22 protein-coding genes are annotated in these 26034 nt (G+C 69.3%); 18 read left to right on the plus strand and 4 right to left on the minus strand.

From position 1 onward, the window contains the following. Window positions 1–250 precede the first annotated feature (250 nt). The 10 genes from hisG to HUW62_RS09685 all read left to right on the plus strand — a co-directional run bounded on the left by hisG (window position 251) and on the right by HUW62_RS09685 (window position 8185). A complete protein-coding gene (gene hisG, locus HUW62_RS09640; protein ID WP_163864530.1) occupies window positions 251–1111 on the plus strand; it encodes an ATP phosphoribosyltransferase in 861 nt (286 codons plus the stop codon). Next, window positions 1111–2418, plus strand: coding sequence for a histidinol dehydrogenase (gene hisD, locus HUW62_RS09645; protein WP_163864531.1), 1308 nt, complete (start codon window positions 1111–1113; stop codon window positions 2416–2418). The genes hisG and hisD overlap by 1 nt, the downstream gene beginning before the upstream one ends. Next, entirely contained in the window at window positions 2415–3455 is a 1041-nt protein-coding gene (locus HUW62_RS09650; protein ID WP_176434246.1) for an aminotransferase class I/II-fold pyridoxal phosphate-dependent enzyme, read from the plus strand. Before hisD ends, HUW62_RS09650 begins: the two co-directional genes overlap by 4 nt. After that, complete coding sequence (gene hisH, locus HUW62_RS09655) at window positions 3452–4045, plus strand: imidazole glycerol phosphate synthase subunit HisH (protein WP_163864533.1); 594 nt, start codon at window positions 3452–3454, stop codon at window positions 4043–4045. Before HUW62_RS09650 ends, hisH begins: the two co-directional genes overlap by 4 nt. Further along, window positions 4042–4758, plus strand: coding sequence for a HisA/HisF-related TIM barrel protein (locus HUW62_RS09660; RefSeq protein ID WP_176434247.1), 717 nt, complete (start codon window positions 4042–4044; stop codon window positions 4756–4758). Before hisH ends, HUW62_RS09660 begins: the two co-directional genes overlap by 4 nt. Next, entirely contained in the window at window positions 4755–5291 is a 537-nt protein-coding gene (locus tag HUW62_RS09665; protein ID WP_176434248.1) for an imidazoleglycerol-phosphate dehydratase, read from the plus strand. Before HUW62_RS09660 ends, HUW62_RS09665 begins: the two co-directional genes overlap by 4 nt. After that, window positions 5288–6052 (plus strand): imidazole glycerol phosphate synthase subunit HisF, encoded by a 765-nt coding sequence (hisF, locus tag HUW62_RS09670; protein ID WP_205522614.1) that lies wholly within the window; start codon window positions 5288–5290, stop codon window positions 6050–6052. Before HUW62_RS09665 ends, hisF begins: the two co-directional genes overlap by 4 nt. After that, window positions 6049–6831 (plus strand): histidinol-phosphatase, encoded by a 783-nt coding sequence (gene hisN / locus HUW62_RS09675; protein WP_176434249.1) that lies wholly within the window; start codon window positions 6049–6051, stop codon window positions 6829–6831. Before hisF ends, hisN begins: the two co-directional genes overlap by 4 nt. Beyond that, window positions 6828–7460: a bifunctional phosphoribosyl-AMP cyclohydrolase/phosphoribosyl-ATP diphosphatase HisIE gene (hisIE, locus tag HUW62_RS09680; RefSeq protein ID WP_163864538.1), complete on the plus strand. Its 633-nt coding sequence runs from the start codon at window positions 6828–6830 to the stop codon at window positions 7458–7460. Before hisN ends, hisIE begins: the two co-directional genes overlap by 4 nt. Window positions 7461–7732: 272 nt before the next feature. Then, on the plus strand, window positions 7733–8185 hold the full coding sequence (locus HUW62_RS09685; RefSeq protein ID WP_141647391.1) for a DofB protein: 453 nt from the start codon (window positions 7733–7735) through the stop codon (window positions 8183–8185). A gap of 11 nt (window positions 8186–8196) precedes the next feature. Here HUW62_RS09685 and HUW62_RS09690 read toward each other — a convergent pair whose 3' ends face one another. Next, a complete protein-coding gene (locus tag HUW62_RS09690) occupies window positions 8197–8985 on the minus strand; it encodes a hypothetical protein (RefSeq protein WP_255203334.1) in 789 nt (262 codons plus the stop codon). 221 nt (window positions 8986–9206) lie between these two features. On the opposite strand from HUW62_RS09690, the gene lpdA reads away from it, so the two are divergent. The 5 genes from lpdA (at window position 9207) to lipB (ending at window position 16207) form a co-directional block, all read left to right on the plus strand. Further along, the gene (lpdA, locus tag HUW62_RS09695) at window positions 9207–10604 is read left to right on the plus strand and encodes a dihydrolipoyl dehydrogenase (protein ID WP_176434250.1); all 1398 of its coding nucleotides are present in this window, start codon (window positions 9207–9209) and stop codon (window positions 10602–10604) included. A 297-nt stretch (window positions 10605–10901) separates the two neighbouring features. Then, complete coding sequence (gene lipA, locus HUW62_RS09700) at window positions 10902–11831, plus strand: lipoyl synthase (RefSeq protein ID WP_163864541.1); 930 nt, start codon at window positions 10902–10904, stop codon at window positions 11829–11831. Window positions 11832–11887: 56 nt separating this feature from the next. Next, the gene (locus HUW62_RS09705) at window positions 11888–13144 is read left to right on the plus strand and encodes a dihydrolipoamide acetyltransferase family protein (RefSeq protein ID WP_163864542.1); all 1257 of its coding nucleotides are present in this window, start codon (window positions 11888–11890) and stop codon (window positions 13142–13144) included. 163 nt (window positions 13145–13307) lie between these two features. After that, on the plus strand, window positions 13308–15125 hold the full coding sequence (locus HUW62_RS09710; protein WP_176434251.1) for a ClpX C4-type zinc finger protein: 1818 nt from the start codon (window positions 13308–13310) through the stop codon (window positions 15123–15125). Further along, a complete protein-coding gene (lipB, locus tag HUW62_RS09715) occupies window positions 15122–16207 on the plus strand; it encodes a lipoyl(octanoyl) transferase LipB (protein ID WP_163864544.1) in 1086 nt (361 codons plus the stop codon). The genes HUW62_RS09710 and lipB overlap by 4 nt, the downstream gene beginning before the upstream one ends. 21 nt (window positions 16208–16228) lie before the next feature. Here the strand turns inward: lipB and HUW62_RS09720 are convergent, their stop codons facing one another. The 3 genes from HUW62_RS09720 to glp all read right to left on the minus strand — a co-directional run bounded on the left by HUW62_RS09720 (window position 16229) and on the right by glp (window position 19136). After that, complete coding sequence (locus tag HUW62_RS09720) at window positions 16229–17065, minus strand: MBL fold metallo-hydrolase (protein WP_163864744.1); 837 nt, start codon at window positions 17063–17065, stop codon at window positions 16229–16231. A 49-nt stretch (window positions 17066–17114) separates the two neighbouring features. Then, on the minus strand, window positions 17115–17789 hold the full coding sequence (gene ribA, locus HUW62_RS09725) for a GTP cyclohydrolase II (protein ID WP_163864545.1): 675 nt from the start codon (window positions 17787–17789) through the stop codon (window positions 17115–17117). A gap of 114 nt (window positions 17790–17903) precedes the next feature. Beyond that, window positions 17904–19136, minus strand: a complete 1233-nt coding sequence (gene glp, locus HUW62_RS09730) for a gephyrin-like molybdotransferase Glp (protein WP_163864546.1) — start codon at window positions 19134–19136, stop codon at window positions 17904–17906. A gap of 175 nt (window positions 19137–19311) precedes the next feature. On the opposite strand from glp, the gene HUW62_RS09735 reads away from it, so the two are divergent. The 3 genes from HUW62_RS09735 to HUW62_RS09745 all read left to right on the plus strand — a co-directional run bounded on the left by HUW62_RS09735 (window position 19312) and on the right by HUW62_RS09745 (window position 25949). After that, a complete protein-coding gene (locus tag HUW62_RS09735) occupies window positions 19312–20742 on the plus strand; it encodes a protease inhibitor I42 family protein (protein WP_163864547.1) in 1431 nt (476 codons plus the stop codon). Between the two features lie 111 nt (window positions 20743–20853). Further along, window positions 20854–24765, plus strand: a complete 3912-nt coding sequence (rnr, locus tag HUW62_RS09740; RefSeq protein WP_176434252.1) for a ribonuclease R — start codon at window positions 20854–20856, stop codon at window positions 24763–24765. A 422-nt stretch (window positions 24766–25187) separates the two neighbouring features. After that, the gene (locus HUW62_RS09745; RefSeq protein WP_240356251.1) at window positions 25188–25949 is read left to right on the plus strand and encodes a hypothetical protein; all 762 of its coding nucleotides are present in this window, start codon (window positions 25188–25190) and stop codon (window positions 25947–25949) included. Window positions 25950–26034 lie beyond the last annotated feature (85 nt).

Raw genomic sequence — 26034 nt, forward strand, 5'->3', positions numbered from 1 at the left:
CGGGTTGACGGCGAGGGGCCTTTGCCATTACTCATGGGGCCGTGCGTCTCTCTTCCGTGCATCCCCATCATGCGCATCATCGGCTCGGCCCCGACGGGACCGTTCGCCACGCGCATGCCTGGGTGAGCCACTAGACGCACCACCCTCCCGGCACCTGCCGCAGCGAATGAAGGCCCGTCCCCCCCGGACGGGCCTTTTTTCGTTTGCGCGCGGCCCTTCGATTCCCCCGCAACCCCCCGTAGGTCCAACCATGTTGCTGAAGATCGCTCTTCCCAACAAAGGCCGCCTTTCCGAAGAGGTTCGTGAGCTTTTCAACGATGCGGGCCTGGAGGTGCGCGGCAGAGGAGAGCGCGCACTCACCGCGTCGCTCGGTGGCGAGTTCGAGGCCATCTTCGTGCGCGCCCAGGACATCCCGGAGTTCGTCGCGGACGGCGCGGCGCACGCGGGTGTCACGGGATGGGATTTGGTGAACGAGGCGGGGCGTGAGCTCGAACACCTGATGGACCTGGAGTTCGGCAGGTGTCGGCTCGTCGTGGCGGCGCGCGAGGAGAGCGGAATCACCCAGGCCAGCGATGTCCGCGACGGCATGCGCGTGGCGTCGTGCTTCCCCCGGCTGACGCAGGACTACTTCGCGAAGCGGGGGCAGCGCATCACCGTGGTCCCCGTCTCGGGAGCGGCGGAGATTGCTCCGCACCTGGGCATCGCGGACCTCGTGGTGGACCTGACGTCCACGGGCTCCACGCTGAAGATGAACGGGCTGCGCGAGGTGGCCACGGTGCTGGAGTCCAGCGCGCGACTGGTCTCCAGCAACTCGAACGTCCCGGAGGCGCGCAAGCGGCTGGACGAATTGAAGCTGGCGCTGGGCTCGGTGCTCGCGGCGCGCGGCAAGCGCTACCTGATGGCCAACGTGCCTCGGGATGTCCTCACCGAGGTCCGGGAGGTTCTTCCCGGCCTCAATGGCCCCACGGTGGTGGACGTGCTGGGCGGAGGGATGTTCGTCGCCGTGCACGCGGTGGTGCCGGCGAAGACCATCTACCGCACCGTCAACGCGCTGAAGGCGCTGGGTGCCGAGGGCATCCTCGTCACCCGCATCGAAAGGCTGGTGGCGTGATGACGCCGCTTCCTTCGTTCCTTCGCTATCGAGGCCCCCTGGCCAGCCTGTCCCTGGAGGACCGGCGCCGGCTGTTGGACCGAGGCGGAGATGTGGACACGCGCATCTCCGCGCGAGTGCGGGAGCTCATCGCCAAGGTCCGGCTGGATGGGGACTGGGCGCTCTTCGAGATGGCGCGCCAGTTCGACCGCGCGGAGCTCGTCTCGCTGGAGGTGCCTCGGGCGCGCTGTGAGCAGGCGCTCGAATCGTTGGACCCGTCGCTGGCGCGGGCCCTGGCGCGCGCGGCGCGGAACATCGCGAAGGCGCACGAGGCACAGAAGCCTCGCGCGGTGGAGGTGGAGACCGAGCCGGGCGTGCTCGTGGGCCGCAGGCCGGACCCGTTGGGTCGGGTGGGCGTGTATGCGCCGGGGGGCAGGGCGGTGTACCCGAGCAGCGTGTTGATGGGTGTGGTGCCGGCGAAGGTCGCGGGTGTGGGGGAGGTCATCGTCTGCTCGCCTCCGGGGCCGGACGGACTGCCCCACGCGAGCGTGCTGGCGGCGGCGGTGCTGGCGGGCGCGGACCGCGTCTTCGCGCTGGGGGGAGCGGGCGCGGTGGCGGCCATGGCGTACGGCACGGAGAGCGTTCCCCGCGTGGACCGCATCGTCGGGCCGGGCAATGCGTACGTGGCGGAGGCGAAGCTCCAGGTGGTGGGCGCGGTGGCCATCGAAGCACCCGCGGGGCCGAGCGAAATCCTGGTCGTCGCGGACGAGACGGCGAGCCCGGACGCGGTGGCGAGGGAGATGCTGGCGCAGGCGGAGCACGACCCGGACGCGGCCTGCGTGACGGTGGCGCTGGGCGAGGGCATGGCGGACGCCATCTCCGAGCAGGTGCGGCGCCTGTCGCTGGAGGCGAAGCGGCAGGAGATTGTCACTTCGGCGCTGCGCTCACGAGGGGCCGTGCTGAGCGTGACGTCGCTGGAGGAGGCGTGGCCCTTCGTGGCGGACTTCGCGCCGGAGCACCTGTTGCTCGCCACCGCGTCGCCCTCGGTGGACCTCGCGCGCGTGCGCAACGCGGGGACCGTCTTCCTCGGGGAGCGCTCCTCGGTGGCCTACGGCGACTACATGACGGGCTCCAACCACGTGCTGCCCACGGCGGGACTGGCGAGGGCCTACTCGGGATTGAACCTCCTCGACTTCTACCGGTGGACCACCTACCAGCGCGTGGAGCGCGCCGCGTCCCAGGCGATGGCGGAGGACGTGGGCCTGCTGGCGGACAGCGAGGGACTCTTCGCGCACGCGGACGCCGCGCGGGCATGGAGGCTCGAGTGATTCCCTCGCGTGCGTCCTTCCGGGACATTCCGCTGTATTCGCCAGCGAAGCGGCCCTGTCGCGTGGACCTGAGCGACAACACCAACCTCTTCGGCGTGCCACCCGCGGCGGCGCGAGTGCTGCGTGAGTCCGCCGTGGAGTCGCTGTCGCGCTATCCCCGGGGCTATGCACCCGACCTGCGCGGAGCCCTGGCCGAGCAGCTCGGCGTGGGGCCCGAGTGGGTGACGACGGGCTGTGGCTCCGACGACGTCCTCGACAGCGCCCTGCGTGCATTCCTGGAGCCGGGCGAGCTGCTCGCGTTCCAGGACCCGACGTTCGTGATGATGCCGCTGTTCGCGCAGGTGAACGGACTGCGGACGGTGGCGGTGCCCCTGCGCGCGGACTTCGACGTGGAGCCCGAGTGGTTGGTGTCCACGGAGGCGAAGGTCATCTACCTGTGCTCGCCGAACAATCCCACGGGCACGGTGCTGTCGCGCGCGGCGGTGGAGCGCGTGGTGGAGCGCGCGCCGGGGCTGGTCATCATCGACGAGGCGTATGCCGACTTCGCGCGCGGGCCCGGATTCATGGACCTGGCGCGCACGAGGACCAACGTGCTGGTGACGCGCACGTTCTCGAAGGCCTTCGGGCTCGCGGGGATGCGCGTGGGTTGGGGCGTGGGACACCCGAGGCTCGTGGCCGAAGTCGAGAAGGCGCGGGGCCCGTACAAGCTCACCACGCTCGCGGAGGCGATGGCCGTGGCCACGCTGCGCGAGGACTCGGGCTGGGTGCGCGCTCGCGTGGAGGAGGCGGTGGCCAACCGGGAGCGCCTGCGGGGCGAGCTGGTGGCGATGGGACTGAAGCCGCTGCCTTCGGAGGGCAACTTCCTGATGGTGCCATTGCCCGGAGCGCCGGGAGTGGCGGAGCGGATGCGGGAGCGCGACGTGAATGTGCGGGCCTTCCAGGGGCTGACCGGAATCGGAGATGCGCTCCGAATCGGCAGTGCTCCCTGGCCCCTGCTGGAGACGGCGCTGGTGGCGCTGCGGGAGTCCTTGCGATGAGAGTCACCTTGTTCGATTACGGCGCTGGAAACATCCACTCGCTGGCCAAGGCGTTGGCCACGGCGGAGGGAGTCGATGTTCGCGTGGAGGTGGACCCGGCGCGGGCGGTGGACACGGAGGTGCTCGTGCTACCCGGTGTGGGGGCCTTCGGTGCCGCGGCGGCGCGACTGGCTCCCGGGCGCGAGGTGATGCGTTCGGCCCTGGAGCGTGGCCTGCCGTGCCTGGGCATCTGCCTGGGCATGCAGCTTCTCTTCGATTCGAGTGACGAGGGAGAAGGTCAGGGCCTGGGCTACTTCCCCGGGCGGGTGACGCGGCTTGCGGCGCGTCGAGTCCCCCAGATTGGCTGGAACCAGGTGGACGAAGACAGCACGTTGTCCGGCGCGAAGCTGGACACCGTGTACTACGCGCACAGCTTCGTCTGCCGCGCGGAGGATGCGTCCGTCGTGACGGGGTGGACGACGCACGAGGAGGACCGTTTCCCCGCCGTCGTCCGGCGCGGCCGGGTGGTGGGCGTGCAGTTCCACCCGGAGAAGTCCTCGTCCTCGGGCGTGGCCTTCGTGCGGGCCTTCTTGCGCGAGGTGGCGTCATGAGGGCGATTCCGGCCATCGACTTGCGCGAAGGCGCCTGCGTGCAGCTCGTCGGGGGCTCGTATGACGACGAACGCGTGCGCGTGAAGGACCCGCTGGACGCGCTGCTGCGGTGGCGTGCCTTCGGCTTCCGCGCCTTCCATGTCGTCGACCTGGATGCGGCGCTGGGAAAGGGTTCCAACGCGGACGTCGTGACGAGACTCACCGCGCATGAACCGGGGCTCACCTTCACGGTGGGCGGTGGCGTGAGGGAACTGGAGAAGGTGGAGGCCCTGCTGGAGGGGGGCGCCTCCGCGGTGGTGGTGGGGACTCGGGCCATCGAGGATCCGGCGTGGCTGGCGGAAGCCGCCAGGCGCTATCCCGGACGCGTGGTGGTGGCCGCCGACGTGCGAGGCCGCGAGGTGGTGACGCGAGGTTGGACGGCGGGCAGTGGCAGGACGGTGGGGGACGTGCTCGCGACGTTGGACCCGCTGCCGCTTGGAGGGTTGTTGGTGACGGCGGTCCACAAGGAGGGGCAGCTCGAAGGCGTGGACCTGGCGCTGATGCGGGAGGTGGTGGTGCGCAGCCGCCACCGGCTCTACGCGTCGGGCGGGGTGACGACGTTGGAGGACTTGAGGGCGCTGGCCTCGGTGGGGGCGTACGGGGCGGTCATCGGCATGGCGCTGTACACGGGACGACTGGATGCGCGCGACGTCGCGCGGGAGTTCGCGGAATGACCACCGTCACTCGGGAGACGAAGGAGACGCAGGTCCGTGTGGAGCTGTCCCTGGGCAAGGGCGCCACGCAGGTGGACACGGGGCTCAAGTTCTTCGACCACATGCTCGCGACCTTCGCGCGCTACGCGGGGCTCGACTTGAAGCTTCACGCGCGGGGCGACCTCACGCACCACTTGATGGAGGACGTGGCGATTACGTTGGGCACGGCGGTGCAGCGGGTGATTCCTGCGACGGCGGCGCGGTTCGCGGAGCGCACGCTCCCCATGGACGACGCGCTGGTGCAGGCGTGTATCGATGCGGGCGGACGGTTCTTCTACCAGGGGCCGCTGAAGAACCGGCTCTACGAGCACTGGATGCGGTCGTTCTGCGAGCACGCGAAGGTGACGTTGCACCTGCGGGTGTTGAGAGGGAAGGACAGCCACCACGTCACCGAGGCGGCGTTCAAGGCGCTGGGGCTCGCGTTGCGCGATGCGATGGTGGACTCCGGCACCGTGTTCAGCATGAAGGGCTCCGTGGCCCTGGAGGTGCTCTGATGCTGACCCGACGACTCATCGTGTGTCTGGATGTGAAGGGCGGCCGGGTGGTGAAGGGCGTGCGCTTCGAGGGACTCCGCGACGTGGGAGACCCGGTGGAGCTGGCCTTGCGCTACGAGCAGGAGGGCGCGGACGAGGTGACGTTCCTCGACATCTCCGCGAGCAACGAGGAGCGGGACACGCTCCTGGACCTGGTGCGGCGCACGGCGGAGCGGCTGTTCATTCCGTTGACCGTGGGAGGCGGGGTGCGCACGGCCGACGATGTGGGCCGAGCGCTTCGGGCGGGCGCGGACAAGGTGAGCATCAACTCGGCGGCGGTGGCTCGGCCCGAGGTGCTCACGGAGTGCGCGGAGCGCTTCGGTGCGCAGTGCGTGGTGGCGAGCATCGATGCGCGAAAGGATGGCTCGGGCTGGCGTGTCCATACGCACGGGGGGCGCAAGCCCACGGAGCTGGAGGCGGTGGCATGGGCTCGCGAGTGCGTGGCGCGCGGCGCGGGCGAAGTGCTGCTCACCAGCATCGACCAGGATGGAGCGCGCTCTGGCTATGACCTGGAGCTGACGCGCGCGGTGGCGGACGCGGTGGATGTGCCCGTCATCGCCTCTGGCGGCGCGGGCAATGCGGAGCACGTGCGTGAAGGACTCACGCGTGGCGGCGCGGACGCGGCGCTGGTGGCGGGCATCCTCCACGATGGTCTCACCACGGTGGGTGCCATCAAGTCGCTGCTCCGCGAGAGCGGCCTTCCGATTCGGAGCACGACATGACGACGAGCGCACAAGGATTGATGCAGGCCGCCGCGGAAGTCGCGCGCAAGGCAGGAGACGTGGCGCTGGGCTACTTCCGGAGCGGCATCGCCGTGGACACCAAGAGCGACGGCACACCCGTCACCGTCGCGGACCGCACGGCCGAGAAGACCGCGCGAGAATGGCTCGAGGCCCGCTTCCCGGACGACGGCATCCTGGGGGAAGAGTTCGGAGAGACGCGGCCGGGTGCTCAGCGTCGCTGGATCCTGGACCCCATCGACGGAACCAAGACCTTCATCCGTGGCGTGCCACTGTGGGGCACCCTCGTGGCCCTGGCGGAAGGGGAGCGCATCCTCGTGGGCGCCGCATACTTCCCCGCCGTGAACGAACTGCTCGTGGCCGCACCCGGTCAGGGTTGTTTCTGGAACGACCAGCGCGCGAAGGTGTCCGAGCAGGCCGACCTCTCCCGCGCGGTGGTGCTCACCACCGACGAGCGCTTCCGCCAGTACCCCGAGCGCGGTGATGCCTGGCGCCGCTTCACCTTCGACGCCGCCATCTCCCGGACCTGGGGCGACTGCTACGGATATCTATTGGTGGCCACCGGCCGTGCCGAGGTCATGGTCGACGAGCTGCTCTCACCCTGGGACGCCGCCGCGCTCCAGCCCATCATCGACGAGGCCGGGGGCGTCTTCACCGATTGGACGGGGCGACGGACCTCCTTCGGCGGCAACGGCATCGCCACCAACGCGGCCCTGGCCCGTGTCACCCGCGAGCGCCTGGGCGCGACGGAGGCCGAATGAACCTGGACCTGGACCGACTCGACTTCACCAAGGGCGGTGGTCTGGTGACGGTGGTGACGCAGGACGCGCGCACCGGTGACGTGCTGATGGTGGCGCACGCGGACCGCGAGGCCCTGGAGCGCACGCTCGCCACGGGACAGATGCACTACCGCTCGCGCACGCGCGGGCTCTGGCACAAGGGCGCCACCAGCGGGAACACGCAGCAGGTGGTGTCCCTTCGCGCCGACTGCGATGGAGACGCGGTGCTGGCCCGCGTCGAGAAAGCAGGTCCCGCCTGTCACACCGGAGACGTGACGTGCTTCGGTCCCGGAAGCGAGGACGCACTGGCCTCGCTCGATGCCACCCTCGCCGAACGCGCCGCCCGCCCCGATGCCCCGGGCGAGAAACCCAGCTACACACGCCGCCTGCTCGCGGACCGCAACCTGCGCCTCAAGAAGCTGGGCGAAGAGGCCGCGGAGCTGGTGACGGCTTGCGCGGATTCGGACGCCGGACGCGCGGCCGAGGAGGCAGCCGATCTCCTCTACCACCTGCTCGTCGCGGTAAGGCCGCTCGGACTTTCCTTGGAAGACGTGAAGGCTGTCCTCGCCCGTCGTGCCGCGAAGCCTCCGCTTCCTGGCAATGCTGGATGAGGAAGTCTCACCTCGCGTGAAGAGGACACGGGCTCTCAGGGCAATCCACGTATCAAACCCCGTTTTCAGCCCGTGTCAGCGTCGACCCGGATGGATTTCTCCGTCACCGCTGCATCCGGACAGCAGGGCCGCGACGGAGGAGTGATTGCGTGCAGCAGTGACTCTCTTCAACGAAAGGAGTGTTCCTGCTACACATCCAGACGCGCGGCGCTGTGGAGAACGCCGGCCGGGCGCTTCTTGGAATCGAAACCGTCCGCCTCACCGGAGGCATCGTGAACGGCCCCACCACGTACAAGGCAGAGCTCATCGACCGAGTCATCTTCTCCCGCTGGCAGAATCCTCCGACCAAGGAGGACGTGGCGGCGATGCTGGCTCAGATGGAGGAGGCCTCGACGCGGCTCAACTCGCGTCTCATCTACATCGGTTCCGTGAGCCCGAAGTCCAAGGTTCCCGACGCGAACGAGCGCACCATCCTCAACAACTTCCTCGTCGACGCGAGGAAGACGTGTGTCGAGCAGGCGTGGCTCATCTACGAGGGCACGGACCTGCAGCACAACCTCCAGCGCGTCATCATCTCCGGCGTGCTCATCCTCACCCGGACGTTCGACAACTTCCTTTCGGTCGCGAAGTCGGGCGAGTCCATCGTCAAGGACGTCAGCGCCGTCCTGAAGAAGGATGCGGCGCCCATCTTCCAACTCGCCAAGGACCGCGGTCTGGTCGCCTGACCCCCCGGCGCTCAGCGCGCGCCGAGGATCTCCAACTCGAGGAGCTTGCCGTCCGCGCTCTCGGGGAACACGCTGACCGCGTCCACATCCACCAGGGGCGCGGCGGGGTTGCAGGTCTCCCACTCGCCCGTGCCTCGGAACCGGCACACGGTGGGATTGACGAACGAGAAGCCCCCTTCCGGATCATTCAAGCCCACGCCCTTCGGCGTGCGGACGATGGCTCTCAAGGTGCCCGGCCCCTGGGCTCGGATGCGGAACCCCATCAGGTGCTTGAGCGTGGGCGCGTAGCCCGCGCGCAGCGCTCCATCCGCCGACCAGCGGTCGCCTCGCGTCGCGTTGCTCACCGCCACGCCCGTGACGATATCGCCGTCGAACGCCTGGAGCGCGGGCTGGGCCCCCAGGAGTTGATCCGGTTTCACGGGCGCGGACTCCACCGGCTTCGCGCTGGCCGCGGTGAGCAGCGCCGGGGCCTGGGCGCCTTGCTGCGCGGCGGCGGCGCGCAGCACCGACAGGGGCAGCAGCTCCGGGCCCTGGCACCGGGACACCAGCCCGTCCACGAGGGTGCGCACGGTGGGGGGAAGGTTGACCTCCGCCTGGGCCGCGGGCGCGAGCCCCAGTCGGGCGAGGGTGTCACAGGCCGCCGGAAGGGCCGGCCCGGCGTGATCCATGCTCCACTGGAGCTCGGGGATGTTCGGCGGCTGACCGATGGCCGTCTCCAGGAGCGCTCGGGACACGGTCTGCGCGCAGGCGTTGACGTTCGGGGGGCAGTGCTCGCAGAGCGAGGCGAGCAGTCCCCGCAACGGAGTGTCCGCCCCCTGGGAGAAGGGCGCGCGGGCGGGGCCTCGGACGTTTCATCCTGGTGCGTCACGCACCACAGCCGGGAGAAGGCGATCAACGCCACGAGCATCAGCAGGAGGGTCCTGAGCGGGAAACGGCGCACGAGCAATCTCCTTGATTCCAACCGGGAGCGGGGGTTATCAGCCCCACCGGGTTCCATCCGCAAATAATGACGGAGGCGTGCGTGGCTGAGACGTTCGACGTGGTGATCATCGGTTCGGGCCCTGGCGGCTACGTGGGTGCCATCCGCGCGGGGCAACTCGGGCTGAAGACGGCCATCATCGAGAAGGACAAGCGTCTGGGCGGTACCTGCCTCCACCGCGGGTGCATCCCCACCAAGTCCCTCCTGTGGACGGCGGAGTTGTTCCACCACGTCAAGGAGGCGGGGGACTTCGGCATCGACCTGTCGAGCCCGACGATCAACTGGCCGAACGCGATGAAGCACAAGGACAAGGTCGTCACCAAGGGTGCCAACGGCATCGACTTCTTGATGAAGAAGAACAAGGTGACGGTCATCAAGGGCCACGGCCGCATCGCCGGCAAGGGCAAGGTGGAAGTCACCGCCGAGGATGGCTCCAAGCAGGTCCTGGACGCGAAGAACATCATCATCGCGACGGGCTCGGTGCCCAAGTCCCTGCCGAACGTGCCGGTGGACCACAAGCGCGTGCTCAACAGCGACTCCATCCTGCAGATCGACCGCATCCCCAAGAGCATCATCGTCCTGGGCGCGGGCGCGGTCGGCTGCGAGTTCGCCTCCGTCTTCAACCACGTGGGCAGCAAGACCTCCATCGTGGAGTACCTGCCCGCGCTGCTCCCCATCGAGGACGCGGACATCTCCAAGGAGCTGGAGAAGATCTTCCGTCGTCGCGGCATCGACGTGCACACCGGCTCCGCGGTGGAGAAGGTGGAGCACACGGCGGATGGCGTGCGCGTCACCATGAAGGTGGGCAACGAGACCAAGACGCTGGAGGCGGAGATCCTCCTGTCCGCCGTCGGCCGCTCGCCTGTTACCGAGGACGTGGGCCTGGACAAGACGTCCATCAAGACCGAGCGCGGCTACATCAAGGTCGACACCATGCTGCGCACCAGCGAGGCCAACGTCTACGCGGTGGGCGACGTCATCCCCACGCCGATGCTCGCCCACATGGCCAGCGCCGAGTGCGTGCTCGCGGTGGAGCACATCGCCGGGAAGAACCCGCAGCCCATCAACTACGACCTCACCCCGTCCGCCACGTACTGCTACCCCGAGGTCGCCTCGGTGGGCCTGACGGAGAAGAAGGCGAAGGAGCGCGGCTACGACGTCAAGATCGGCAATGCCCCGTTCGGCGCGGTGACGAAGGCGGCCATCACCAACGAGGCCACCGGCCTCATCAAGATCGTCTCCGACAAGAAGTACGACGAGGTGCTGGGCATCCACATCATCGGGCCGCACGCCACGGAGCTGCTCGCCGAGGCCTGCGTCGCGCTGAAGCTGGAGATCACCACCGAGGAGCTGGCGGGCACCATCCACGCCCACCCGACGCTCTCGGAGATCGTCCACGAGGGCGCCGAGGCCACGCTGGGCCACCCGCGCCACTTCTAGGCCGCGTGTGAGTCCTGGGCTCCTCATGGGAGCCCGCTCGGGCCGTCCCGGAGCCGCGTCTCCGAGGACGGCCTTTTCGTGTCCGGGCGCTCGGAAGCACGGGTGGACGCCTGGGGAGCGGGCCCGCCGGAAGGAGCCGGGGTGGGCCGGCCCGAGGCGCTCCCCAGGGCTGCCCGGCCACGTCGGGAGCATTAGTAGGAAGACGACGCGCGCGAAGGGCCTGCCAGAGCTGACGCCTCGCGTTAGAGGCTTCAGGCTTGAACGTCTTCCGCCCAAACCATAGAAGGCCCGCGACCCATGGCGACTCCTGATCGGTTCCCGCTGCCCCAGGTGACTGAGACCACCCGCAAGCCGGACTGGCTGAAGGTCCGCCTGCCGCACGGCGAAGGGTACGAGCGGGTCAAGGCCATCGTGAAGCGCACGAAGCTGGCCACCGTCTGCGAGGAGGCCCGCTGCCCGAACATCGCCGAGTGCTGGGGCGGTGGCACGGCCACGGTGATGTTGATGGGCGAGGTGTGCACGCGCGCGTGCCGCTTCTGCCACGTGAAGGTGGGGGCGCCCCCGCCGTTGGACCCGATGGAGCCCATCCACCTGGCCCAGGCCGTCAAGGAGATGGACCTGGAGTACATCGTCGTCACGTCGGTGAACCGGGATGACCGGCCGGACGGCGGCGCCAGCCACTTCGCCTCCGCCATCCGCGAGCTGCGCCGGGAGAGCCCGCGCACCATCGTCGAGGTGCTCATCCCCGACTTCAAGGGCGTGGAGCAGGACCTGGCCACGGTGGCCGAGGCGAAGCCGCACGTCGTCGCCCACAACGTGGAGACGGTGGAGCGCCTCACCCCGACGGTGAGAGACCGCCGCGCGAAGTACGCCCAGTCGCTCAAGGTGCTCGAGTATTTGAAGAACCGTCCGGAGGGCCTCTACACGAAGACGTCCGTCATGGTGGGCCTGGGCGAGACGGACGCGGAGCTGGAGCAGACCTTCAAGGACCTGCGCGAGGTGGGCGTGGACGTGCTCACGCTGGGCCAGTACCTGCAGCCCTCGCAGTACCACCTGCGGGTGGAGCGCTTCGTCACCCCGGCGCAGTTCGAGTCGTACAAGAAGCTGGCCGAGTCCTACGGCTTCCTCTACGTGGCCGCGGGTCCGCTGGTGCGCTCCAGCTACCGCGCCGCCGAGTTCTTCATGAAGGGCCTGATGGAGCGCGAGCGCCTCGAGCGGCTCGGCTGACCGGGCCTCCATTCGTGGCTTGACGCAACCCCCGTTCCTCTCGGAAAGACACCCCCATGGCAACCTTCGAATTCAAGCTCCCCGACCTCGGTGAAGGCGTGATGGAGGGCGAGCTGGTCAAGTGGCACGTCAAGGCTGGCGACGTCGTCAAGGAAGACCAGGTGCTCGCCGAGGTGATGACGGACAAGGCCACCGTCACCGTCCCCAGCCCGAAGGCCGGGCGCGTCGTGTCGACGCACGGCAAGGAAGGGGACATCGCGAAGGTGCACCACCCCCTCGTCACGCTGGAGATCGAGGGTGCGGCTCCCGCGCAGGCCTCGGGCCATGGCGCTCCGGCGCAGGCGGCGGCTCCCGCGCAGGCCCAGGCGGCGGCTCCGGCCGCGGGGGCCTCGGCGCAGGCCTCGAAGGTGCTGGCCACGCCGGTGACCCGGCGCATGGCGCGCGAGCACGGGCTGGACCTGGCGGCCATCCCCGGCAGCGGTCCGCAGGGACGGGTGACGAAGGCGGACGTGGTGGCGGCGCTGGAGGGTGGCGGGGAGCAGAAGAACGTGGTGGCGGCTCCGGCGCAGGCGCGTCCGGCGGCGCCGGCCGTGTCGTCGGGTCGGGCGGACGAGCGCGTTCCCTTGCGCGGCCTTCGCAAGAAGATCGCCGAGAAGATGGTGCGCTCGAAGTTCACGATGCCGCACTTCGCCTTCGTGGAGGAGGTGGACGCGACGGACCTGGTCGCGCTGCGCACCCGGCTCAACGCGCAGCTCGCGGCGTCGGGTGACACGACGAAGCTGAACTACCTGCCGTTCATCATCAAGGCGACCATCGCCGCGCTGAAGAAGTTCCCGCACCTGAACGCCAACTTCGACGAGGCGGCGCAGGAGCTGGTGGTGCGTGGCGAGTACAACATCGGCATGGCGGTGGCGACGCCGGACGGCCTCACGGTGGCGGTGGTGAAGGACGCGGACCGGTTGACGCTGGCGGAGATTGCTCGCGAGACGGCGCGGCTGGGCGCGGCGGCCAAGGAGCGCAAGCTGACGCTGGCGGAGATGACGGGCGGAACCTTCACCATCACCTCGCTGGGGCAGAGCGGCGGCCTGTTCGCCACGCCCATCATCAACCACCCCGAGGTGGGCATCATGGGCGTGCACAAGCTCAAGAAGCGCCCGGCCGTGGTGAAGGATCAGATCGTCATCCGCGACATGATGAACCTGTCGCTCTCGTGCGATCACCGCGTCATCGACGGCTCGGTGGCCGCGGACTTCGTCTACGAAGTCATCAAGTACCTGGAGAAGCCGGACCTGCTGTTCCTCGCCATGGCGTGAGGTCGCGCCGAGCGGGGCCCGGGCGGGAGGCTCGTCCGGGTTTCGGGGGCCGGGAAGGCCCCTGGGCCGCCGGGGAGAGGGCTGACCGCTCGCCGGGCATTCCGTCCGGCGGCATGCGTCGAGGCCGGGCGGTGGTCCACCAAGACGGTTAGGCTCTGTCCGTATGGCCGAGAACCCTCGCGAGCTGATCCGCGCCGCGCAGTCCGCCGAGCTGCGGGGTGATGTGACTCGCGCCGTGGAGTGCCTGCTCAAGGCGGCGGCGCACTACCGGAGCGCGGGCAATGCTCCCCGAGCGCTCCAGTTGCTGCGCCATGCGCGCCGGCTGGACATGAGCCGCCTGGACATCCTCGAAGCGGTGAATCGCCTGGAAGGGATGGCGGAGACGGCGTCGTCCTCGGAGGACGAGGACTCCGGGTTGGCGGATGAGTTGGTTCGCTCCGTCGAGGCAGTGCCGCTCCCGGAACTCGCTCTTCGGCAACGGCTGATGGAAGAGGCGTTGCGCGACGTGGAGTCCCAGCCTCCGACGAAGTCCCCCGAGCTCGCGGCCTGGGTGTTGGACACGGAGGTGAGCGAAGACCTCCAGAGGCTGGAGGCCCAGCTTGTTCGCGTCGCGGCCTCCGTGGCGCCAGGGCCTTCCGAGGGGCACGGTCCTTCGGTGGCTCGGGAGGCTCCGTCCTTCCGCGCTTCGGAGTTCGTGCGTGCGGAGCGCCCACGTGGCGCCGTGGATGAGCAGCTCTTCGAGACGGCATGGAGGCCAGGAGGGGCGGAAGGGGAGGAGTCCTTCGGTGGAGGCCTGATGCTCACGCCGTTGGGGCAGGCCGACGTGCGTGACTTGGACTCGGATGGGGAGGTCCCCGCTTCGCATGTGTCGGAGGAAGCCACGCCGAGGCGCCGGCGCGGACCGCGCATCATCGAGCGTGGACCCACGCGCGCGGACGCGGCGCTGGATGCCTGGTGCTCGTTCTGTTGCCGCCCTCGCGCGGAAGTTGGCGACCTGGTCGCGGGACCTGCCGGGGCCTTCATCTGCAAGGCGTGTCTGACGGAATCCACCTCGCTGCTCGGGGACGTGAGCCCCGTGCCTCGTCCGGTGGAACAGCCGCGTTCACCGGTGCGCTCCGAGCCGGAGGTGGAGTTCGTGGGTTCGTCGGTACGCTCCGAGCCCGCGATGGGGCTCGTCGAGCTGCCACGTTCGTCGGTGCGCTCCGTGCCTGCGGTGCAGTCCGTGGGGCCGCCGAGTTCGCAGGTGCGCTCCGAGTCCGCGATGGAGTTCGTGGGTCAGCCCGACGTCCGTGTCGCGCTGGAGCGAGCGCTTCAATCGGGTGGTCGCTGCATCTTGCTCGTGGGCGCCGAGGGTTGGGGGAAGAGCACTCTCCTCCATTCACTCCAGCGTCAGCACAGAGGAGTCATCATCCCGGTGGCCTCGCTCGGAGAGGCTGCATCGGCCTCGTCCGTATCGACGGTGGCCTCGCTCGCGGATGTCGCATCGGCCTCGCCCGTGTTCATCGAGGACGTGGAGCGCCTGGGCTCTGAAGAGGCTTTCATCCTCTCCACCTTCCTGTCTCGTGAGGCGCGACCGTGCGTGGTGCTCAGCGCGCGAGGACTCGCCGCCGAGCCGGGGAAGCTCCTCCTGCGCGGAGGCGAGGAGTGCCTCTCCGTGCCCACGACGGAGGCCCTGTCGCGCACGGTGCGCGGGCTCATCCCCGTGAGCATCCTGGAGCACGTCCAGGTGCTGCTCTGCCTGCGTCAGCCCACGCGAGCGGACTACGTGGAGATGGCCCGCGCGCGACTCGCGCTGCGTGAGCCCAAGACAGTGCTGTCCGACAGCATCCTCACGGCCTTCGCCGCCGAGGCCGAGCGCTCACCCCGCGCCGGCCACGAGCTGCGGGCCCTCCTCCAGCGGGTTCCCCCAGGTACGTGGGAACTCGAGAACGTGACGAAGCCGACGCCCCCTCGAAAGGGCCGGCGGAAGGGAACGTCGTGAACACCATCACCGTCTACCGGCTCGGCCGGGTCGAGTACGAGGACGGCCTCAACCTGATGCGCCTCTTCGGCGATTCACGTCGAGAAGGACTCAGCGGCGACGTGCTGCTCCTGCTCGAACACCCACCCATCCTGACGCTGGGCCGGGGCGCGAAGCGGGAGAACATCACCGCCTCCGATGCGAGCCTCTCCGCCGAGGACGTGAATGTCTTCGAGACCAATCGGGGCGGCGACGTCACGTACCACGGGCCCGGACAGATTGTCGGCTACCCCATCTTCCTGCTCCCGGAGTCGCGCCGCGACGTCCGCCGCTACGTGCGCGACGTGGAGCGCTCCATCATGGAGGTGCTGGCCGAGTGGGGCATCACCGCGGGCCCCATCCCCAAGTGGCCCGGTGTCTGGATTGGTGAAGACGGCGCGCCCGACACGCGGAAGATCGCCGCCATCGGTGTCCACCTGTCCCGGTGGCTCACGACGCACGGCTTCGCGCTCAACGTGAACACGAAGATGGAGCACTTCCGCTTCATCGTGCCCTGTGGAATCCGCGAGGCCGGCGTCACGTCCATGCAGCGCGAGCGTGGCAGCCCGGTCCCCGTCCCCGACGTGGAAGAGGCGCTCGCCCGGAGCTTCTGCGCGGTGTTCGACAGCGAGCGCGTGGATGCGCCGCCGCCCCTGCGCACCGTCAGCATCGCCGTCGTCCGAGGCCACGGTCCGGAGGCGCGCGTGCTGCTCGGGCGACGTCGCCCCGAGCGCGGCGGCTTCTGGCAGATCCTCACCGGCCGCGTTGAAGTAGGGGAGTCACCTGCCCAGGCCGCCAGCCGCGAACTGGAGGAGGAGACGGGCCTGCGGCTCCCCACGGAGGACCTGGCCTACCGCCATTCCTTCGCCATCGGCGAGACGCTGCCTCCCGTCATCGCCGAGGAGAGCGCCTTCGCCGTGCACGCCCCGCCGGACGCCGAGGTCCGTCTGGGGCCCGAGCACGAGGCCTTCGAGTGGGTGGACGTGCCCACCGCGCTGGAGCGCCTGCCCTTCGTCGGGCTGCGCGAGGCGGTGAAGCGCGCGGTGTCGTGGCGCGGCGCCTGAGGCCGCGTCCACGTCGCGCGGCTACAGCTTGAGGACCATCGCTTCCTTGGCGGCGATGGCCTCCGGGCGATGCTTGCGCACCTGCCGCAGCAGCTTGTCCATGGCCGCGTCGTCGCGCCCGGGGTCGTGGTGGAAGAGCACCAGCGTCTTCACCTGCGCGGCATCCGCGGCGGCCACGGCGGCCTGCCACGTGGAGTGGCCCCAGCCCGTGCGCGCCGGCCCACAGCGGCCGTGGTACTCGTCCTCCGTGTACATGGAATCGTAGATGAGCAGGTCCGCGCCGCGCGCGAACTCGAACATCACCGGGTCCAACTCACTGCCGTGCTCCACGTCCGTGGCGTACACCACGGAGCGACCCCCGCACTCCACGCGGTACCCCAGGCTGCCTCCTGGGTGGTTCAGCTCCAGCCACCGCACCTCGGCCGGGCCAATCTGGAGCGTCCCACCCGGTGACAAGTCGCGGTAGGTGAGCTTCGCGCGGAAGGCTCCCTCCGCCGTCACCGGGAAGTAGGGCTGCACCATCTGCCCGCTCAGCAGCTCCCGCGTGGTGCGCCCGTTGCGCGACGGACCGTTCACGGTCAGCTCGCTCGTCGGGATGAAGATGGGCGCGAAGAAGGGAAGGCCCTGCAGGTGGTCGTAGTGGTAGTGCGAGATGAAGATGTTGCCGCGCACCGGACCCGCGCCCGGCGTGAGCAGCGAATCGCCCAGCGCCCGCGCTCCCGAGCCCAGGTCGAAGATCAGCAGCTCGTCCCCACACCGCACCTCCACGCACGGCGTGTTGCCGCCATAGCGCCTGGTCTGCGGACCGGGGGAGGGGATGGAGCCTCGCACTCCCCAGAAGCGCACCTCGAAGGGCACGCGGGCCTGATTGCGCACGACGGCGTTGCGCCGCCGCGCTGGCGTCTTCTCAGCCGGCCTTGGCTTCCGTGTCGTCGTCCTCGGCGAAGAGCTCAATCAGGTGCCCCGTACGCTCGCGCTTCGTCCTCAAATAGTCGAGGTTATGCGGATTGTGCTCGGTCCGGGAAGGGATTCGACGCAGGACGGGAATGCCTTCCTCCACCATCCCCGCGATCTTCAGGGGGTTGTTGGTGATGAGGTCCACCGAGCGTACGTCCAGCGAGCGCAGCATCTCCGCCGCGATGTCGTAGCTGCGCAAATCATCCGCGAAGCCGAGCTGACGGTTCGCCTCGTACGTGTCCAGCCCCTTGGCCTGGAGGGCGTACGCCTTGATCTTGTTCCCCAGGCCGATGCCCCGGCCCTCCTGACGCAGGTACAGCACCACGCCCAGCTTCTGCTGGGTGATGAAGTCCAGCGCCCGGTCCAACTGCTCGCGGCAGTCGCACTTCAGGCTGCCAAAGACTTCGCTCGTCAGGCACTCGGAGTGGATTCGCACCGGCACCCCCTCCACGCCCGACACGTTGCCCGCGACCAGCGCCACGTGCTCCCGGCCATTGCGGCGGTCCCTGAACACGATGGTCCGCAAGGGACCCCGCTGCGTGGGGATTTCCGCTTCCGAGAACCGCTCGAGGTGCTGCGTGGGCTTACGGGTCGGAAGAACCTGGGGTGAGCGAATGTCCGACATGTTGTTTCAGTCTCCAGATGCGAAGCACCCTGTTAGGTGCCCCCATGAGCGCAAGTCAAGGCGGACTCACCTGACGTTCACCCGAAGAGATGCACGACGGGCGACTCCGGTTTCTCAAGCCCCCCAGGAGAGCGGTAGCAATTCCACCGCGTCCCCATGAGACAAGCTGCTGGCTTCCCGGCCAAAGTGCAGCAGATGCGTGGCCGCCGCCGCTGAACGGAGCACGCCCGACGTCTGCGTGGCCAGGGGGCGGGCCCAGAGGTTGCCATCCCTCCAGGCGGCCGTCACCCGGACGAAATGCGCCAGCCCCGGAGGCTTGGACAGCCGACCGTCCAGGCGCCCGGGAACCCGCGCGGGCTCCACGTCCAGGTGGCCGAGCAGTCGGCGGATCGCCGGCCTGACGAACAGCTCGAACGTCACCAGCGACGAGGTGGGGTTGCCGGGCAGCCCGAAGAACAGGGTGCTGCCGCGCTTGCCCACCACCAACGGCTTGCCGGGCTTGATGGCCACGCGCCACAGGTGCTGCTGCACGCCGATGGCGGCGAGGACCTCCTTCACGTAGTCGCGCTCGCCCACGGACACGCCCGCGCTGGTGAGCACCACGTCGAAGCCCTGGGCCCGCGCCAGGAACTCCCCCACGGAGTCGCGGGTGTCCTGGGCGATGCCCAACAGGGACGGCTGCCCTCCCGCGCGGCGGACCGCCAGGGCCAGGGACGGGGCGTTGGTGTCGACGATGCGGCCCCGGGGCGGCTCGTCGGCGCGGCACAGCTCGTCGCCGGTGGAGAGGATGGCCACCCGGGGGGCGCGTGGGACGGGCGCGGACAGGATGCCCTGGGCCCAGAGCATCCCCAGCTCGGGGATGCCCAGCGGCGTGCCCCGGGCGAGCAGCAGCGCCCCTTCCTTCGCGTCCTCGCCCCGAGGCCTCACGTGCTGGCCCGGCTCCACGGCCTCCAGGATGTCCACCTGATCCGCGCCCCCGTCCGGCACCGGCCGGGCCCGCTCGCGCATGACCACGGCGTCCGCGCCCTGGGGGAGGGGAGCGCCGGTCATGATCCGCACGCAGGTGCCCGGGCGGACCTCCTGGCGTGGCGTGCCTCCCGCGTAGACGGTCTCCAACACCGGCAGTCTCACCGGCAGCGGGCCCGCCAGGTCCTCGGCGCGCACCGCGTAGCCGTCCATCGCCGAGTTGTCCCAGGGTGGCAGCGTCCGCTGGGCGAGCACGTCCTCCGCGAGCGTCCGGCCCAGGCCATCATCGAGGGCCAGCCACTCGGCGGACAGGGGCGTGGCCAGGGCCAGAACCCGGGCTCGGGCCTCGTCTTCCGGAAGCAGCGTCGCGGCGTCGTTCATGAGCGTCATCTTCAGCCCGGTTCGCACCGAAAGTCCGAGAGAAAATCAAGTGTTAGTTTGACAGCCCACCTGATCATCGTTACAAGCTTCAATCATCGCGAAGCCTGCCAGTCCTCCTGGGGGTGGCGTGGCAACCCGTTGAAAGTACACGGGAACTCTCAAGGAGACAGCGTCGATGGCCAAGCCCAAGTCCGGGGCCAAGAAGGCGACTCCCGCTGGAAAGACTGGCGCGAAGTCCGCCGCGAAGAAGGATAAATCCGCCCGGCTGGACCTGATCAAGAACGCGTCCAAGCGGGTCGCTACTTCGACGACGAAGGTGGTGAAGGCGGTCGCGGAGTCAGTAGCGAAGGGCGTGAAGGGTTCATCGAAGAAGGCGGCCGTCGAGACCGCTCCCGACAAGGAGAAGGTCGTCGAAAAGGACAAGGCTGTCGAGAAGGAGAAGGCCGCTGACAAGGCGCCTTCCAAGAAGTCAGCGGCGAAGCCCGCTCCCGCGGCGAAGTCCGCCACGGCGAAGCAGGCCGCCGCTCCCGCCGCGAAGACTCCCGCTGGGACGAAGGGCGCGTCGGGCAAGGGCTCCAAGTCCTCCGCTCCCGCGGTGCCCGCCGTGGAGAAGCCGAAGCCGCGCGCCACCAAGCTGCCGCCCCCGGGCGAGCCGCTCACCAAGCGTGAAATGGAGCAGCTGCTGACCGCCGGAGAGGGCCGTGGCGTGATGGGCGAGGGCAGCCTCAAGGGCCGCCTGGTCGTCCTCAACGAAATGCCCAACCTGGTGGTGGTGGGACGCGACAAGCGAGAGCTCACCTTCCTGCTCCAGGGGCCGGATCAGGAGGTCCTCCCGGCCTACGTGAATCACAAGGTCTCCGTCAGCGGGATGATCCGCAAGACGACCAACCACGGCGGCGTGGTGGACGTGCGCAAGTACTCCGCCAAGAAGCCGGAGGCGGAAGTCGTCGAGGCGCCGCCCGCGGACACCGAGCCCCGGCTGCGCTACCTGTCGCCCGGCGAGGTCTCCATGGTGACGGCGGCCGGCATGGGCGCGGGCATCAAGGGCTTCGCGGCCGTGCGCGGAAATCTGGAGATGAACGGCGAGGAGTTCATCCTCGTCGTCTCCAACGGCGGCACCCGCCAGCAGGTGTCCTTCCTCATCGAGGGGAAGGCCGCCGTGAAGAGCCTGCGCAAGAACGTGGGCCACACGCTGCAGGTCATGGGCGTGGTGGACAAGCTCTCCGGCTGGGGTGGTCGCATCATCGCGGAGAACGTGGAGCCGCGGCCGTCGGAAGCGCGCGCGGTGTCTCGCGATGAGATGGAGATGGTCCACATCGAGGGCGAGGTGCCCACGTCCGTGGACGTGAGGCTCAACCACGGCCTCACCGTGCGCCTGCCCGAGCAGCCTGGGTTCACCTGGGCCATCGAGCCCACGGCGGCCAAGCGCGTGGGCCTGCGCGAAGCCAATTTCGAGCCGGTTCCCAGCGGCGGTCCGGCGACCCGCGAGTTTTTCTTCACTCCCCGTAACCCGGGGACTTTCGAGGTGGAGTTCTTCCTGGCCAAGGCGCTGACGCCGGGCCTGGTGGATCGCTCCTTCAAGATCAACGTCACGGTCAAGCCCTGAAGAACGTCGCTTCCCGGAGGAAGGCTCCGGGAAGCAGTCGGTTGCCGGGGGGTTCCCGCCCGGCCGCTTCGGGCTTACCCGTTCCCGTAGCGGCCGAGCCGCGACCCCACCGTGAGCATTTCTTCAGACCTTCTCCAGCAGATCCTCTCCGAAGCCGACCACCCGCTGGGCATCAAGGAGCTCCTGCGACTCGCGGGCCTGCACCCTGGCCAGCAGACCGAGCTCAAGCGCTCCCTCCGGGAGCTGGTACGCCAAGGCCAGGCCGTCAAAGAGGGCAAGCGCTTCCTGCGCCCCGGTCCTCCCCCTGACGGCGGCCCGCCCGTGCCTCCGCCTGTCGTGCCGGAGGTCGCCGCCGTGCATGCGGATCCCCGGCCCCGTCATGAGCGGGCCCGTCCTCAGGACCCCCCCACGCGCGAGCGCCTCACGGGCCATGGTGCTCGAGGCCAGGAAGGCGGCTTCAAGGGCCGTGCTCCCGACGCCCGTGGCGCACGCGACTCCGGCCGCACGGACGGCGGCCGAGGGCGCGAGCGCCGTGACTTCAACAAGCAGGGTTCTTCACGCCGTGAAGAGGGCCGTGAGCGCTTCGGCCATCGAGGCCCGCGTCGCCCGGCCTTCGGCGAGGTGCTGGACACGGTGGAGGGCGTCCTCCACGTCCACCGCGACGGCTTCGGCTTCGTGCATCCCGTGGGAGGGGAGGGCGAGAACATCTTCCTGCCCCCGGCCGAGGCGCAGCGCGCGCTCGACAATGACCGGGTGGTGGTGGAGGTGGCGGGTCGGCCCGGCCGGTACGAGGGGCGCCTGGTGCGCGTCGTCGACCGTCGCCGCGAACTGGCGGTAGGCGTCTACACGACGCAGGGCCGCCACGCGCTGGTGCTGCCCACCGACACCAGCCTTCCCGGTCCCATCCGCGTGCCTCAGACGCAGATGGCGCAGGAGGGGGATCTGGTGAAGGTGCGCCTGGGCGTGGGCGCGAACCTGTTGGAGCCGGGGCGCGGGCTCTTCGGCGAAGTGGCCGGCTCGCTCGGCAAGCCGGGGACTCCGAGCTCCGAGGTGATTGGCATCGCCTACTCGCAGGGCTTCTCGGATGAGTTCCCTCCGGAGGTCATGGACGAGGCGGACCGCTACGCCGTGACGGTGTCGGCGGAGGAGGCGAGCGGGGAGGAGCGCAAGGATTTGCGCTCGATGCAGTTGGTCACCATCGACGGTGAGGACGCGCGCGACTTCGACGACGCGGTGTACGTGGAGGACCTCGCGGGCGGTTGGCGGTTGGTGGTCGCCATCGCGGACGTGACGCACTACGTGCGTGAGCGCAGCGCGCTGGATGCGGAGGCCTTGCGCCGCGCGACGTCCGTGTACCTGCCGGACCGCGTGCTGCCCATGCTGCCGGAGCGGCTCAGCAACGGCATCTGCTCCCTGAAGCCGGACGAAGACCGGATGTGCATGGTGGCGGACATGACGTTCGACGCCCAGGGCCAGCGGCGCTCGTCCACGTTGTACCCGGCGGTGATGCGCAGCGCGGCGCGCTGCACGTACAACGAGGTGCAGGACGTCCTTGATGGCAAGAGCGTGCCGCACCGTGATGCCTTCAAGCCGCACTTCGAGAAGATGATGTCGCTGGCCCGCGCGCTGATGAAGATGCGCAAGGAGCGGGGCGCCATCGACTTCGACATTCCCGAGCACAAGGTGGTGCTGGGCAAGGATGGCCTGCCCGAGCGCATGGACAAGCGCGAGCGCAAGGACAGCCACCGGCTCATCGAGGAGTGCATGCTCGCCGCCAACGAGGCGGTGGCGCGCTTCTTCCAGGACGAGGGCCTGCCCACGGTGTACCGGTTCCATGGCGAGCCGGACCCGGAGAAGCTGGCCGCCTTCGGGGCGCTGGCGCAGGCGTATGGCTTCAAGCTGCAAATCGATGATGGCGTGTCCTCGAAGGAACTGGATGCGTTCATCAGTCAGCTCGCGGGTCACCCGGAGCAGCGGGCGCTGAACCAGCTCCTGCTGCGTTCGATGATGCAGGCCGTGTACACGCCGTCGAAGGTGGGCCACTACGGGCTCGCGGCGGAGCACTACCTGCACTTCACCTCGCCCATCCGGCGCTATCCGGACCTGTTGGTGCATCGGTTGTTGAAGGCGCACTGGGCACGACAGGGACGCAAGCCGTCGCTGGCGATGTTGGACCGCGAGGAGGAGAAGCTGGAGGACATGGCGATGCAGTGCTCCGACAGGGAGCGCGCGGCCATGCAGGTGGAGCGGGAGGTGGTGTCCTTCTACGCGACCCTGATGATGAAGGACCGGGTCGGCGAGGAGTTCGCGGCCACCGTGGCGGCCATCACCGACTTCGGGTTCTTCGTCGAGCTGGACGCCGAGCACGTCGAGGGTCTGGTGAAGGCGGAGACGCTGGGGCCGGGCTCGAAGCTGGACAAGCAGACGCACTCGCTGGTGTATCCGAACGGGCGGCGCGTGCGCGTGGGACAGAAGCTCCGCGTGCGGCTGCTGTCGGCGAACCCGACGGCGCGGAAGATCGACTTCGACGCGCTCCAGTTCGAGGGCGAGGCGCCGTTGACGCGCCATGAGGGCGGCGCGGCCGCGCGTCGTCGCCCCGAGGCTCGCGAGCAGCAGTTGCCGTATGGCAAGCCCAAGCCGGGCAATCCGGGACAGTGGGAGCGCGACACGAGCAAGGGCGCACCGGCTCGTTCCTGGGCCGCGCGTGAGGAACCGTCGCGTCCTCGAGGGCGCTTCGTGCGAGAAGGGCGTCGAGAAGAGGCCGCCGTGCCTTCGCGCGGCGAGCCCACGTTCAAGAAGCCCTGGAAGGACGACGCGGCGAAGACGCAATCCGGTCCTCGGTCCGCGGGGGATGCGCAGGGGCCGAAGCGACGGATGTTCGTGCGGCCGGAGCAGGGGGCGGGCTCGGATGTGAGCAGCGTTCCCGTGCAGGAGGCACAGGAAGTCCGCGAGGAGGTTGTGCCCGAGGTGCCTGCCACGCCGACGTGGTCGGAGCCTGACGCGAGCGAGATCGCGGGGTCGTCACCGCATCCCGGGTTTGACCGGCTGCGTGCGTTGGCCTCGCAGGGCCAGCCCCCGAAGAAGGGTGGCCGGCCTTCGCAGCCGCAGTCGCGGCACGGGCATGGCGGACATGGAGGCAAGCCTTCGTCGAAGGATTCTCGCTTCAACCGCCCCGCGTCCGTCATCGTGCCTCCGAAGCCGCCCGCCGAGGTGAAGCCCGAGTTCGCGCCGGAGAACTGGCAGCCTTCCGTTCCGCCCGAGCCTCCAGCGAAGCCGCCGGTTCGCGAGCAACTGGAGCCCGTCGCGCGTTCGACGCCCGAGGTGGTGGCGGCGCGGACGGTGGAGGTTCCTTCGAAGCCGCCCGAGCGTTTGCCGACTCCGGCTGAAACGGTCATCGCTCCGCCTGCGGCCCAGTCGCCGGTGGCTCGGCCCGCCGTGGTCTCCACTCAGTCAGGACCCGAGAGCGTCACGTCGGCGCCCGAGAAGGCACCAGCTCGTGTGAAGCGCGCGGCCGCCGTCAAGCGCGGTGTGGCCACGGCGACCTCGAGCGCTGCCTCGACGAAGGCGGCGTCCAAGGTCGCCTCGGCGTCGCGTCAGCTGAGCGCGAAACCGAAGGCGATGTCTGATGCCACGTCGGCGTCGCGCACTCCGAGCGCGAAACCGAAGGCTGCGCCCCGTGTGGCGTCGGGCACTTCGACCGCGAAACCGAAGGCGGTGGGGAAGAAGTCCCCCACGCTGACGCCCGCGAAGCCGTCACGCGCCAAGTCGCCCAAGGCCCAGCCGCCGAAGACCAAGGCGTCCAATGCCAAGTCGCCCAAGACGAAGGCGTCCACGACCCAGGTGGCCAAGGCGAAGGCTCCAAAGGTCTCGGCGTCCAAGTCCCAGGCGAAAGCGCTGAAGGCAAAGCCCGTGAAGGCTACTGCCTCAAAGGCGAAGTCGCCCGCGAGCCAGGCGAAGCGCCCCGCCAAGGCATCCAAATCGTCGACGTCGGCAGGTAAGGGGAAGGGGCGCGCGAAGCGCTGAGGTTCGGCGTTCGCTCGCATCCTCGCGTCGGCCGCCATGTGCGGAAGGTGCGCGCGAAGCGCTGAGGTTCGGTGTTGCGCGAATCCGCGTGTCGGCCACCATCCGCGTATGAAGCGCTGAGGGTCAGCGTTCGCTTGCATCCCTGCGTCCGCAGGCAGATTCGGACGGAGCGTGAGCTCGCGAAGCGCTGAGGTCCGGAGTTCGCGCGCATCCGCGCGTCAGATGGAAATCACCAGACCGGGAGCGCAGGGCGCGTCGCGAGTGAATTTTTCCCCGGGGACGTCGTCCCGAGCGTGCCGTGCTGATGGACCTTCGGTGTCCTCGGCCAGGCATCCTGCTCAGCCCCCGGAGATGACATGTATTCGCGCGCCCTCGTTTCAGCCCTCGTTGTGTTCGCCTTCGCCGGTTGTGCGGGCATGACCATGACCACGACCTCGACGGGACTCGACGGCAAGACGACCGTACGCAGCTCCGACCCGGCGGAGCAGGCTCGTATCGACGCGAGGGAGCGTGAGAATGAGGACTACGCCAAGGCCATCGCCGAAGCGCCTCGGCGCTCGCCTCAGGCTCCCATCCAGGTCGCCGTGTTCGAGACGACCGTCGCCGAAGCGCTCTCCAAGTCACTCGACCGGAAGCAGTTCGACGAATCTCTCCGGCGCGAACTCTCCGCCGACCCGCTGTTGCGCATCGTGGCGGTGACGGGCCTGTCTGGCAGCGCGACGCGAGTCGGTGCGTCGGACGAGGAGCGCATCTCCGCCGCCCGCGAGAAGGGCATCTCTCCGGATGTGTGGATCCTTCCGCATGTCATGCTGGAGGACGCGGTGGGGACGAGTGGCGGGAAGCTCGTCTCGATGAAGGCCTTCACGCTTCGCAGTGGCGTGGTGTCCGCCTACGGCACCGGCACGTCGAGGCCCGAGGCGCAGGGCTCCATCTTCCAGAACGCGCAGGTGGTGGCGGGCGCCGCGATGAAGATTCGTGCCGCCGTCGTGGGGGAACTCGGGCCCAACCTGCCCGACCGCGAAGCAGTGGCCGGACTGCAGAGGGCACGGCAGCAGAAGGCGGCGGACTCCATCGCGGAGCAGGCCGGCATCCTTCCCGAGGACGACACGGCGACCCGGATGAGGAAGCTCATGGACCTGGCGAAGCAGCCCAAGCAGCCGGCGCAGTCGTCCGTGCAGGAGTAGGCCTCACCCGTCGGGATGCCCATCCCCAACGCCACACCGCCCCTCATTTCCACCGAGGGGCTTCCCGGAGCGCTATAACGCTCAC

This window comes from Myxococcus sp. AM011, assembly GCF_013372595.1.
GTDB lineage: Bacteria > Myxococcota > Myxococcia > Myxococcales > Myxococcaceae > Myxococcus > Myxococcus eversor.

Excerpts from the sequence above, each read along its gene's own strand:
- hisIE (WP_163864538.1), top strand. The coding sequence starts at position 6,828 with ATGAACCTGGACCTGGACCGACTCGACTTCACCAAGGGCGGTGGTCTG.
- HUW62_RS09710 (WP_176434251.1), top strand. The coding sequence starts at position 13,308 with ATGGCCGAGAACCCTCGCGAGCTGATCCGCGCCGCGCAGTCCGCCGAG.
- ribA (WP_163864545.1), bottom strand. The coding sequence starts at position 17,789 with ATGTCGGACATTCGCTCACCCCAGGTTCTTCCGACCCGTAAGCCCACG.
- glp (WP_163864546.1), bottom strand. The coding sequence starts at position 19,136 with ATGAACGACGCCGCGACGCTGCTTCCGGAAGACGAGGCCCGAGCCCGG.
- lipA (WP_163864541.1), top strand. The coding sequence starts at position 10,902 with ATGGCGACTCCTGATCGGTTCCCGCTGCCCCAGGTGACTGAGACCACC.
- HUW62_RS09735 (WP_163864547.1), top strand. The coding sequence starts at position 19,312 with ATGGCCAAGCCCAAGTCCGGGGCCAAGAAGGCGACTCCCGCTGGAAAG.
- HUW62_RS09745 (WP_240356251.1), top strand. The coding sequence starts at position 25,188 with ATGACCACGACCTCGACGGGACTCGACGGCAAGACGACCGTACGCAGC.
- HUW62_RS09660 (WP_176434247.1), top strand. The coding sequence starts at position 4,042 with ATGAGGGCGATTCCGGCCATCGACTTGCGCGAAGGCGCCTGCGTGCAG.
- HUW62_RS09705 (WP_163864542.1), top strand. The coding sequence starts at position 11,888 with ATGGCAACCTTCGAATTCAAGCTCCCCGACCTCGGTGAAGGCGTGATG.
- HUW62_RS09665 (WP_176434248.1), top strand. The coding sequence starts at position 4,755 with ATGACCACCGTCACTCGGGAGACGAAGGAGACGCAGGTCCGTGTGGAG.
- hisN (WP_176434249.1), top strand. The coding sequence starts at position 6,049 with ATGACGACGAGCGCACAAGGATTGATGCAGGCCGCCGCGGAAGTCGCG.
- hisH (WP_163864533.1), top strand. The coding sequence starts at position 3,452 with ATGAGAGTCACCTTGTTCGATTACGGCGCTGGAAACATCCACTCGCTG.
- hisD (WP_163864531.1), top strand. The coding sequence starts at position 1,111 with ATGACGCCGCTTCCTTCGTTCCTTCGCTATCGAGGCCCCCTGGCCAGC.
- hisG (WP_163864530.1), top strand. The coding sequence starts at position 251 with ATGTTGCTGAAGATCGCTCTTCCCAACAAAGGCCGCCTTTCCGAAGAG.